Genomic DNA, 10,429 nt, shown 5'->3' on the forward strand with positions numbered 1-10,429 from the left:
GATCATGCCCGAGTGGTAGCTGCGGTGGTGGACTTCGCCAACACAACAGTGCCCGCCGGAACGCATCAGCGCATCGCGTCAACTCAGCACATCGACCCAGCGCACGAGGGTCGACGCATCAGCTCCCGGTCGACGGACGTCGGCGTTCGTCCAGGCCGAGCAGTACGAGCGCGGCACCGATCAGCACGAGGTTCTTGAACACGAACTCGCCGTCAGCGGTCAGCAGCAGCGGGTCGCCATGCTGAACCATGAGCTGCGGGGCCGCGAAGAACGTCAGAAACGTACCGCCGAGATGCGCGATCATGATCGCCAACGCGACCTTCCGTATCCGCCTGACGAGCAACGCGAGGCCAAGCACCACCTCGAGGACACCGAGCAGCGCGACTGCCAGGTCACGGTCGGCCCAGGGAAGAGTCGCACCGATGAGAGCCTCCACCGGCGAGTAGCCGAACAGCTTCAGGGCTCCGAACCAGATGAACACGGCGCCCAGGGCGGTCATCAGCGCGACGGGGGCGAGCAGCGTGATCCGGCGTGCGACCGAGGTGATCAGCCGACCGCGGGAGATCAGTGCCCCGCTTCTCGTCGTCGAATCGTCGTTCTTTCCCGTTGAAACCTGCCGCTGCCGTTGGTCCGGAATACCGGAGACCCGGTCGTCCGCATAGTCGGAAACACCCGGTCGAACGTGCTCCGAGCCGGCGATCTCACGCTGGTCCGCGAGCGCGCCGCGGTATTTACCGTCGTCTGGAAGCATGAATATCTCTCCTTTCCGAGGAGCCGGGCGAGTACCCGGCGATGGGAGGTCTGCGCCATTGGTCCATGGGCGGAAGTAATGTCAGAGAATAATGCCGTCGCCGCCGGATGCCCGACCTTCGCGATCGGCTGCTCCCAGCGAAGCGACCGGATCGTCCGAGAGATCCAGGCCAAGTTCCCTGCACAGGACATCCCAGTATGTCACGATATGGCGAAGCGCCTCATGCCGGTTGCCCTCGGCGGTGAAGGCTCGGGTCAGCGCCTGGTGGGCGCTCACCCGATAGGGGTCGGCGTGCACTGCCGCGAGGGCCGCGTCCACAGCGGCGCCATGCCACCGGGCCGCCGTGAGTCTCGCGGAAAGCGCCTCGAGAGCGTGCAGACGCCGCTGCCGCCACTGATCCTGGAACACGCGAAGCCATTCGTCGTCCCAGTCCGGTAGCAGGTCGTCGTCGAGGTTGCAGGCGAGTGCCGCGCGCAGCGCCCGATCGGACGCGTCCGCCGACGAACCGAGCACCGCGGTGCAGGTCTGCCAGGCCTCGCGCACATCGACCCGGATGGAGCCGGAGAGCAGCAGCTCACGCGGGGCCGCGTCGATCAGTGCCGCCCGCGATGGACCCAACCGGTACAGGGCGCCCCGCAGTTCCGTCAGGGCCCGCTCGCCCGCGCAGTCCGACCAGAGCAGCTGGGCGGCCGTGATCCGAGGCACGGGCGCCTTTCGGAGCGCGAGCAGTGCCAGCAACCGTCGGGACCCGATCCCCAGCGGCTCCGTCCGGCCATCGACGACGAGGCGGAATCCACCGAGCAGGTACAGCCGCGGGATCCCTTCCCCGAACCGGTCGGCCGTCGCATCGGTCGGGTCGTCAAGGTGCAGGGCCGGGGACGTCACCGCGGATCCCCGTCACCCGGGCAGGCCCAGATCGCGCTCGGCGCGCCGGTGGGCTCGCTCGCCGGCTGGCCGAGTGACCGTGCGTCGCAGGGACCCGTCCGCATGAGCATGTCACCCATCGCCAACGACAACGCCCGGGCGAACACGCGGCGGGCGCTTTCCCGGTGCGGCTCGGCCGTCACCGCCAGGCCCACCACCCTGGCGGCCTCATGGGGTCGCTGGATCGCGCAGAACGCGGCGGACAACCGTTCGAGTGCATGCAGTCGAAGCTGGCGGAACCGTTCGCGGACGCCGCACAACCAGGGTTCGGGCCAGTCCGGCAACAGGTCATGGCCCAACAGGCTGAGACTGGAATCGGCGCAGCGTGGTTGTCGCAGCAGTCCCACCAGATTCCAGACGCATGACGTGTGCAGTAGCCGTTGCGCCAGACCGCGCGCCGACCACAGGTCGACCCACACGTCGTCGGCGAACCGGAGCTCGTCCGATTCGGACAGAAGGCCAGGACAGGCACTGCGCACCCGGCACAGCGTCACGCGTAGCCGCGCCGCGGCCCGCGCGTCCGCACGGTCCGGCCACAGAAATCGCGACGCCTGCTTCCGCGTCACCGGTTCCCGCCGCGTCGCCAGTAGCGCGATGAGCCGTCGGCCGGACGATCCGACCACGATTGGCCGGTCGTCTGTCAGCACCCGGAACGTATCCAGAACGTGAACGGAGACCCGACCGTCTTTCCGGCTGCCGCTCAGAATTACGGTAGGCGCCACCATTCAATCTCCCGGTCCGGACGAATCATCGCGGTGTCCCAACGGAAGCCCATGGTATTGGAATTCGATTTACCGCCCCGGCTCTCATCGAGATATCCGATGCCGCTTCCGTGGTCCGCCGATCGGACAACGACCGTCCGGGCACCCCCATCCACGGCTCCACCTGCGATGACACCGCGGAGCCGGGCAGTCGTACCGAGCCCCGCGCCGGGCGCTGTAACGCACGCGCCACACTCGCGCCACGGCTGTCTTCCTAACCTGCGGCTCGTCCGAATCCGGCTCGCGGCGAATATGCCGTCAGCTGGCGGTATGCCAACCGTCACGAAAGGCTGGTCATGACAAGAACGTCTGTGGCGCCGACAAGGGCGTCACGCAACCGGCGACGAGTCGCTGCCGTCGTCGCCGCGCTCGCCGCGGTGGGCCTGGCCGTACCGGCGGCGCAGGCCGCCACCGAAACTGATCTCGCGGTCACCGTCGCGGCCAAGCCGGCCACGTCCAACGCCGCGCTCGTCTGGAACAGCGCCACCATCGCGGCGATCGAATCGGCCTCCCACTCGACGGTGACCATCTTCCCGCCCGCAGCCGGTGCCCGCGCGTTGGGGATCCAGAGCACCTGCGGATACGACGCCTGGGCGGCCTACGACAAGAAGGCGGTCGGCCCGCAGTTCGACGGCAGTCTGCGGCGCCCGGTCAGGGAGCACACCGACGCGAGCAAGGCAGCGGCGGTCAGCTACGCCTCATATCGGGCGCTGGTGGACCTCTTCCCCGACCAGAAGGCGACCTTCGACCAGGTCCTGGTGGGACAGGGCTACAGCCTGCCCGGAACCACCACCGACCCGACCACGCCCGCCGGGGTGGGAATCGCAGCCTGTGACGCGGTTCTGTCCTTCCGGCACAACGACGGGTCCAACCAGCTCGGCAGCCCGCCGTACTCCGACACCACGGGTTACCAGCCGGTCAATCCGCCCCAGCAGATCGACAACTTCGACCCGTCCACGATCGTCGACCCGAACCGGTGGACGCCGCTGGTCGAGAACGGGCAGACCCAGCAGTTCTTCACCCCGCACTTCGGTACGGTCACACCGTTCGGGGTCGCCTCCGTGGACCCCTACCTGCCGCCGCCGGCACCGACGTACCCCTCGGCCGCCGTCACAGCCGACATCGATCAGCTTCTCGACTACAGCGCGAACCTCACGGACGAGCGTAAGGTGATCGCCGAGTACTGGTTGGACCGGTTCGAGACCCCGGCCGGACACATCCAGCGCCAGGCGCAGTTCATCTCGGCACGTGATCTGCACAGGCTCAATGACGACGTGAAGATGTTCTTCGCGCTGAACATCTCCCAGGCGGACGCTGGGATTGTCGCGTGGAACGCGAAGCGCGCGAACGACAACGCCCGTCCGATCACCCTGATCCGGTACGACAAGTTCGGCCAGCAGATCCAGGCGTGGGGCGGCCCGGGTCGCGGCACCCAGACCATAGACGGATCGACATGGCAGCCCTACGTGTTCACCCCGCCGTTCGCCGCCACGGTGTCCGGTCACGCCACCTTTGCCGGCGCCGGCGCCGAATCTCTCAAACTGTTCACCGGCAGTGACCGCTTCGGCGACTCGGTGACGATCGCGAGGGGCAGCTCGCTGATCGAGCCCGGCATCACGCCAGCGACCGACATCCGCCTGAGCTGGCCGACCTTCACCGCGGCCGCGGAAGAGAACGGGATCTCCCGGCTCTACAGCGGCGTGCACTGGTCCTACGACAACGGTCCCGGTCAGGAAGCTGGCCGCAGTGTCGCCCGGGCCGGTTGGCAGCGCGCCCTCGACTACTTCAACGGACGCCAGCCGTAACAGTCCAATCCCTGTCCGCCCGGAGGGGTTGGGTGTCGTCGACACCCAACCCCTCTTTCTGTGGCTGCCGGCCGTGACTGCCGCCCCCGGGCCCGCTCACCGCATGCTGACAGGCAGGGGCCCCGCGCCCCTCGCTCAGACCGGTGGGCGCGGAGCACGGTCCACAGCAGCGCGGTCGCGTACGAACGGTGGGGTCGCCACGGCTCGGCCAACGCGGTCAGTTCGCTCGCGGACGGCGCCCGCGGCAGCTGACAGGCCAGCGCGGCGGCGTGGCGCAGTCCCACGTCGCCCGCCGGCAGGACATCCGGCCGGTGCAGTTGATGCAGCAGGTAGAGCTGCGCCGTCCACGGCCCGATACCACGGACGGCGGTCAGCGCCGTGACGGCCTGTTCGTCGGAGGCGGTGGCCAGCGCGGCCAGCGACAGGCTGGCGTCGGTCAGCCGGCGGGCCAGGTCCCGGATACCTTCCGCCTTCGCGCGGCTGAATCCCACCTCGCGCAGCTGCTCCATGGTGAGGGCGGCCAGCGCGGCCGGGGAGGGTCCGCCACGAAGGAGGCCCAGCAGCCGCCCGTACACGGCGAGGGCCGCGCGGATACTGATCTGCTGGCCGCAGATGTGCAGGAGCAGACCTGCGAGTGGGTCGCCGCCGGCGACGGCCGGTGCCTCGCTCCACCGGAACGGGTCGGGCGTACCGTACAGGTCGATCAGGCCGGCCATGACCGTGTCGCGGGCCGCGAGCTCACGGTAGGCGTGCTCACCCGGCAGAGCCCGGTTCACCGGATGATCGTCCCTGGAACGTCGTAGGGGGCGCCGGTGACCCAACCGCCGGCCGGCGGCGGAGGCAGCCGTACATCGAGGATCTCCACCTGGTCACCAATCCTCACCGCGCCACCGCGGGCGACCCAGCAGTTGAGGGCCAGCTTGCCGTCGAACTCCCGGTTGATGCGCCGCAGGACGTCGAGGTCCTGCTCACCGGTATCGGGGTCGAAGGTCGTGATGACACAGCGAGGTCGCAGCGAGTGGATTCCGATCAGCGCGCCGCCGACCTGCAGCGTCCTGCCTGGCCAGGACCGCTCGGCCAGATCTGGGACTCCGGCGATGAGAAGGTTGGGCCGCAGCCGTCGTCGGTCGTGGCCGAAAGCCCGCACTTCGCCATCGGTCGCGACCAGGAGCGGCAGAACGTCGAAGCGCTCCTGTCCGTCGTAGCGAACCGCCTGGGCATCCGCCCCCGCCGCGTCCCGGATAGCCATGGCGCTGCGCGGGTGGTCCCACGGCCTGCCATCGACGAGTGGCTGTCCGTCCGGATCGGAAGTCCCACTCAGCGAAAGCAGCCGCGGGCGGGTCCGGGCGGTCAGGACCCCACGACGACCGCGCACGTGCACGACACGGTCGCCGGCGACTCCGTTCTCCGTGAGGGTGGCCGCGTCGAGCGACTCGCCGCGCATCGACTTGACCGGAAACCTCCACAGCTCTGAAACATGCATGATCGTCTCTGTGCTCGGGGGGGCGGGGGCCGTGGCCTGACGACGCGGTCCAGACAGATCGCCGCGGATTAAACCGACGACCGGACCGAATCGACGGCCGGATCAAACCGCTGACAATGCCCGGGAGCAGCGTTCGTGCTGCTCCCGGGCATTGTCAGCGGTGGGTGGATCAGCTGGCGTGGGCGTGCGCCGTGACGACGGGGAAGTCGATGTCGACGTCGACAGCGTTGTTGAAGTAGTTCGTCAGGACGTTGAGTGCCACGTGGCCCACGACCTCAGCGATCTGCTCATCGGTGAGGCCGGCGGCGCGGGCCGCGGTAAGGGCCGAGTTGTTGAGCTTCCCGCGTGTCTCGAGAAGCGTGGCGGCGAGCTTGAGTGCCGCGTCCACCGCCGGGTCGGCCGACTCGGCGTGCCGCGCACTCTTGATGTCGTCGTCATCCAGCTTGGCGACGTTCGCCGCCAGGTAGGTGTGCGCGGACAGGCAGTAGGAGCAGGAGTTCTCCTCGGCGACCGTCAACGCGAGCCGCTCGCGTGTCGCGGCCGGAAGGGCGCCGGCCGCGAGGGCGCCGGAGAGCTCCAGATAGCCCTTGAGCAGCGCCGGGCTGTTCGCCATCGCCTTGGTCATGTTCGGAGTGACTCCGAGGCCCTTCTGCACGGCGGCCAGCAGGTCGCGAGCGGCCCCGGTGGCGGTGGCGGGATCGACGAGCGGCAGACGACTCATGGCACTCCTTAGAGGACAGCGATCTAACGGATAAACTGGTGACTACGCGTTAGATGTTAGCGAGAGCGGCGGGGCTTTGCAAGCGCATGCTCCCATTAGGCCGCCTCGCCTCGGGCCGACCGTCGACAAGGAGCGGAGCTACGGGCAGGGCCCCCTGGCCGCCGTAGAGCTCTGGAACTTCAAGAAGTGATCAGAGACAGTCATCGTATGATAGGTGAGCCCAGTAATGATCAAGATAACCCGAACCGGCCGGACTCAGCCGTTAGTCGATCTTCAGCTGACAATGACAATCATGGAGATGAACCATGAGTAGGCCTGCTGGAAGCCCCATGGTGGACGCCCCGTCGGCACCCGGTGGTGCCGTGGCATCACCCGGCACGGCACCACCGAGCACGGCACGTTCCCCCTGGTGGCGCAGCGGCGCCCCGCCGGCTCCGCGGCCGTGGCCGATCCTGCTCGCCACCGCCACCTCCGTGAGCGCGCTCCTCCTCCTGGTGGCGGTCGGTTCCGCGATCGACCAGACGCTCCTGATACCGCCCCTGGCGGCCAGCGCGGCCCTGGTCATGGCAGCACCGGCGCTTCCGCTCGCGCAGCCGAGGAACGTCGTCGGCGGGCAGTTCGCCTCGGCACTCGTCGGCGTCGCCGTCGGTGCTCTGGCCGGGCACTCCGCCTGGGCGGGAGCCGTGGCCGGCGGCCTCGCCGTGGGGGTGATGCTGCTGCTGAGGATGTCCCACTCGCCGGCGGCCGCGACCGCGGTTCTGGTGACCATGCAGGCGCCCGACGCCGTGCGGTTCCTGCTCCTACTGGTGCTCGCGACGGCGCTGATGATCGTGGTCGGGATCGTCGGCGCACGTGTCGCCCGAAAAGGGACGTATCCGAGCTATTGGTGGTGACCCCTCGCACTCGGGCCAGCACGACCGCTTCGGCACCAGGAAGCCCTCCGATCTCGACGGCTGGCCATCCCACCGACAGAGTGAACGTTGATGAAACTAATGGTTGGAGTGGATTCTTGTCATAAACAATCCAGGGTATTCTTCTGACCGTCAGGAGCCCGTCCAGCCCTCAGGGAGGAGAGAACGTGAGTGGATTGGTGTTTCCGGGTGATACAAACCGTAATCCGGCTGTCGAGGTACTCCGTGGCGTCGAGATGGGACCATGCGTCGCACCACACGTCGGACGGACCCGAGCGATCGCACTAACATCCACGGTTGTGCGTCTCGACCTGGACGAGCGCGGACGCGGTCAACGGGGAGCCGATGCGTCCCGGATGTCCGGATCGCTTCGGGGCACATCCGGCGGGTGGTGTACGGAGTCCGCGGGATCCACGCCCAGGCCATGCGGCGGGGTTTCCGGCGTGGCGCCGGTCCGGGTGCGCGTAGGTCAGGTTTCTTCGGCGGGGTCATGGGGGATTTCCCGGCCGATATGGCGAGTGGTTTCGATCCACTTGCCGTGCTGTTCGATGGAAACGGCATCGAAACGGCCGTAGGCTGGTACGCCGCGGCCGGGGCGGATTCCGGTGGGGTCGGTGCGACGGCGGATATCCCTGTTCGCCACCTTCGAGGGTTCGAGTGTCCGAGGACCGGGTCCACCACCAGATCGCGCGGGAATGGGCGGCGAACGCGAGCGGGCCGGCCTTCGCCGCCGAGCAATTCCGTGGGTCTCTCCGTCAGCGCGCCGGCCCGTGGAGGGACACCGGCCGGCCGCCCCCGTCCTAGGCGGAAATGACGTCCGGGCGAGGATCTCCCGATGCTCGTAGACCCCGTGGCAGCCCTCCCGGACCTCCATCCGCCGACGGGTCCGTCCGCCCACCCGACACATCTGGGCCCGCCGCCACCAGCTCCCGCCCGCCGCGCCAAGTCGCTCGCACGGACGCTCGGCCGCCGCACCTCTCCGTACTTCCCAAGCCTCGTCGGGCAGTCTCACCTTCATACACCTTTTGTGAAACCTCTCCGCGTTCCTCTTGAGCACCTGTCGCGTACCTTTGGCACGCCATGTCAGTGCAGGCCTAGGAGCACCTTTATTCGCCGGCCGAATGCCGGTGATGGAAGCGGGCGACCCGCGCGCGGTTCCCGCAGGCCGCTGAGCACCACTCCCGCCGCGGATGGTCCTTGACGAAGAACAGGACACAGCCCGGCGCATGGCAGGCTCGCAACTGCGCCCGGGAAGGGCCGCCGAGCAGCTCGATCAGATTGTGGGCGATCTCCGTTAGGGCGGCGAGGATCACATCGTCATCATGACAGGTGCGGCTGTGTGGCAACTCGCCCTGCCACGTCAGTACCGGCCAGAAGTAAATAGCACGGCTCCACCTGTTGAGCTGGCGGACATCATCGGAATCGGGTACGCGGCCCTCGATCGTGGCCGACAGGAGCCGATGGCTGAGATCACGTAGCCCTCTGGCGTCCTGAAGGTCCCCGGTGCCAACGGCCCGCACCACGTCAGGCGTCAGCTGGACGGTAAAGCGGTGCCGGCTGTCCTGTAGCCAACCGGCCAGGTGCGACGGGAAGAGAAGCCCGTCGCATGGATCTCCGCGAACGGCGTAACGCGTGTTCGCCAACTCGACGGCCAATGGTTCACCCAGCAGCGGCGCACCGCCACGTTCGAACCCGTCCTCAACCTCCGCCATGTCGGTAATGGTACAGGGACCTTGTTTCTGTTACCTGATCGTGCCAGCATGCGACCCGGGATGTTGCAGACCGTAGGTGATCCGGGGGAGTGACGCCATGGGTCCACGGAAAAGAAAGCCGGTCCTCGAGTCAGGACAGCGATCGGCACGGCGATGACCGACAGGGAGCTCCGTTATTCCGGAAAGGATTGCCGACCCGACCGGGGTTCATATCCGATGATGCCGCCCGCCGGCGGCACCAGGTTGCCGCCGGAGCCAAGCCCCGCGACATCGGCCACGACAAGAGTGGAGTCGTGAGCGTGGACCTCGCGACCTACCAGCTGAAGACCTTTCGGCACGTCGCCGGCACCCACAGCCTCACGAGAAGTGCGCGCAACCTCGGATACTCACAGTCGACCGTGACAGCACATATCCGTTCACTCGAGACCAAGCTCGGGGTGGAACTCTTCGAGCGGCTCCCGCACGGTGTGGAGCTGACCAGCGCAGGCCGCGCCTTTCAGGGATACGTCGACCGCATCCTGGCCATCGTGGACGAGATGGCCGAGGAGATGAGTGGGATGTCCCGGGCGGATGGCAACGTCCTGGGACGGATGCAGCTCGGCACGGTCAGTGTCCTCGCCGACTATCACGTCGGGGCGCTCGTGCGCATGGGTCTGCAGCGCCACCCGCGGCTGCAGATCTCGCCGCGGACGCTGTCGTCGGCCGAACTGCGCTCGGCCGTGGCCTCCGGCGATGTCGACGCGGGCCTGGTCGTACTGCCGAACGCCGACGAGGTCACGAGGTCGAAGGACACCGGGATCGTCTCCGCCAGGCTGCTTCCGATCAGGTTCGTTCCGGTCGTCGGGACCAGGAACTCCCAGCATGCCGGTACCGAGGTGAAGCCAGCCGGGTCGAGCCGGACCCTTCGTATCCTCGTCGCGGATCGGAACTGCCCGTCGCAGCGAATTCTTCCGGACTTCTTCCGAGCTTCTCGGGATATTGACTGCGAGATCATTGAAACGGGGTCGGTCGAGAGCACGCGGGAGGCCGTGCGATCAGGCCTGGGTATCGCCATGCTCCCGGCCGTGGCGTTGGCCAGAGAGACTCCCGACAGCGGCCTGGCCACCCCGGCGAACCTGCCGAGAAGTGATCTGGCGGTCGCCATGATTCAGGTCCGGCGTGACCGGCCGTCCCCCGCGGTGGGGTCCCTTGCCGACCTTGCTCGCCAGTTGGTGACGTACGAACAGAAGGGTGCGTCAGTGGGTCTCCAGGCCCGGCGTCGCGTCCCCTACCTGCCAAGATGAGATGAGACAGGCGGTATATCTCTTATAGGGTATCTTGGGAGGGGTTGGGAGCAGGGCTGCGGGAAGGTTGCGCAAAGT

Annotated in this window: 11 protein-coding genes; 3 read left to right on the forward strand and 8 right to left on the reverse strand. The window is 67.8% G+C overall.

Annotated features, from left to right (window positions below):
- Positions 1–118: 118 nt before the first annotated feature.
- From CV1CTNOD_RS22520 to CV1CTNOD_RS22530, 3 genes are all read right to left on the reverse strand, one after another.
- On the reverse strand, positions 119–751 hold the full coding sequence (locus CV1CTNOD_RS22520) for a DUF417 family protein (protein WP_131787953.1): 633 nt from the start codon (positions 749–751) through the stop codon (positions 119–121).
- Positions 752–832: 81 nt separating this feature from the next.
- The gene (locus tag CV1CTNOD_RS22525) at positions 833–1,636 is read right to left on the reverse strand and encodes an AfsR/SARP family transcriptional regulator (RefSeq protein WP_131787954.1); all 804 of its coding nucleotides are present in this window, start codon (positions 1,634–1,636) and stop codon (positions 833–835) included.
- Positions 1,633–2,322, reverse strand: coding sequence for an AfsR/SARP family transcriptional regulator (locus tag CV1CTNOD_RS22530; RefSeq protein ID WP_165485675.1), 690 nt, complete (start codon positions 2,320–2,322; stop codon positions 1,633–1,635). The genes CV1CTNOD_RS22525 and CV1CTNOD_RS22530 overlap by 4 nt, the downstream gene beginning before the upstream one ends.
- Before the next feature lie 410 nt (positions 2,323–2,732).
- Between CV1CTNOD_RS22530 and CV1CTNOD_RS22535 the strand changes: the two genes are divergently transcribed.
- Complete coding sequence (locus tag CV1CTNOD_RS22535; protein WP_131787956.1) at positions 2,733–4,241, forward strand: vanadium-dependent haloperoxidase; 1,509 nt, start codon at positions 2,733–2,735, stop codon at positions 4,239–4,241.
- Here the strand turns inward: CV1CTNOD_RS22535 and CV1CTNOD_RS22540 are convergent.
- The 3 genes from CV1CTNOD_RS22540 to CV1CTNOD_RS22550 form a co-directional block, all read right to left on the reverse strand.
- A complete protein-coding gene (locus tag CV1CTNOD_RS22540) occupies positions 4,217–5,017 on the reverse strand; it encodes a DNA-3-methyladenine glycosylase family protein (protein ID WP_131787957.1) in 801 nt (266 codons plus the stop codon). The genes CV1CTNOD_RS22535 and CV1CTNOD_RS22540 overlap by 25 nt on opposite strands.
- Entirely contained in the window at positions 5,014–5,724 is a 711-nt protein-coding gene (locus CV1CTNOD_RS22545; RefSeq protein WP_131787958.1) for an MOSC domain-containing protein, read from the reverse strand. Before CV1CTNOD_RS22545 ends, CV1CTNOD_RS22540 begins: the two co-directional genes overlap by 4 nt.
- Before the next feature lie 169 nt (positions 5,725–5,893).
- Positions 5,894–6,445 carry a carboxymuconolactone decarboxylase family protein gene (locus CV1CTNOD_RS22550; RefSeq protein ID WP_131787959.1) on the reverse strand — a complete coding sequence of 184 codons (552 nt, stop codon included), beginning with the start codon at positions 6,443–6,445 and terminating at the stop codon, positions 5,894–5,896.
- 305 nt (positions 6,446–6,750) lie between these two features.
- Between CV1CTNOD_RS22550 and CV1CTNOD_RS22555 the strand changes: the two genes are divergently transcribed.
- A complete protein-coding gene (locus CV1CTNOD_RS22555) occupies positions 6,751–7,338 on the forward strand; it encodes an HPP family protein (protein ID WP_207386617.1) in 588 nt (195 codons plus the stop codon).
- 487 nt (positions 7,339–7,825) lie between these two features.
- Here CV1CTNOD_RS22555 and CV1CTNOD_RS25115 read toward each other — a convergent pair whose 3' ends face one another.
- Positions 7,826–7,999 (reverse strand): hypothetical protein, encoded by a 174-nt coding sequence (locus CV1CTNOD_RS25115; RefSeq protein WP_165485676.1) that lies wholly within the window; start codon positions 7,997–7,999, stop codon positions 7,826–7,828.
- A 463-nt stretch (positions 8,000–8,462) separates the two neighbouring features.
- Positions 8,463–9,068, reverse strand: coding sequence for a CGNR zinc finger domain-containing protein (locus CV1CTNOD_RS22560; protein WP_131787960.1), 606 nt, complete (start codon positions 9,066–9,068; stop codon positions 8,463–8,465).
- Positions 9,069–9,361: 293 nt separating this feature from the next.
- Here CV1CTNOD_RS22560 and CV1CTNOD_RS22565 point away from each other — a divergent pair, with 293 nt between their 5' ends.
- A complete protein-coding gene (locus tag CV1CTNOD_RS22565) occupies positions 9,362–10,351 on the forward strand; it encodes a LysR family transcriptional regulator (protein WP_165485677.1) in 990 nt (329 codons plus the stop codon).
- Positions 10,352–10,429: the final 78 nt, after the last annotated feature.

Origin of the sequence: Protofrankia symbiont of Coriaria ruscifolia (assembly GCF_900634745.1) — a bacterium.
GTDB classification, from domain to species: domain Bacteria; phylum Actinomycetota; class Actinomycetes; order Frankiales; family Frankiaceae; genus Protofrankia; species Protofrankia californiensis.

What these genes read in the sequence shown, in the direction of transcription:
- CV1CTNOD_RS22520 (WP_131787953.1), bottom strand. Translation starts at nt 751, where the DNA reads ATGCTTCCAGACGACGGTAAATACCGCGGCGCGCTCGCGGACCAGCGT.
- CV1CTNOD_RS22535 (WP_131787956.1), top strand. Translation starts at nt 2,733, where the DNA reads ATGACAAGAACGTCTGTGGCGCCGACAAGGGCGTCACGCAACCGGCGA.
- CV1CTNOD_RS22545 (WP_131787958.1), bottom strand. Translation starts at nt 5,724, where the DNA reads ATGCATGTTTCAGAGCTGTGGAGGTTTCCGGTCAAGTCGATGCGCGGC.
- CV1CTNOD_RS22550 (WP_131787959.1), bottom strand. Translation starts at nt 6,445, where the DNA reads ATGAGTCGTCTGCCGCTCGTCGATCCCGCCACCGCCACCGGGGCCGCT.
- CV1CTNOD_RS22555 (WP_207386617.1), top strand. Translation starts at nt 6,751, where the DNA reads ATGAGTAGGCCTGCTGGAAGCCCCATGGTGGACGCCCCGTCGGCACCC.
- CV1CTNOD_RS22560 (WP_131787960.1), bottom strand. Translation starts at nt 9,068, where the DNA reads ATGGCGGAGGTTGAGGACGGGTTCGAACGTGGCGGTGCGCCGCTGCTG.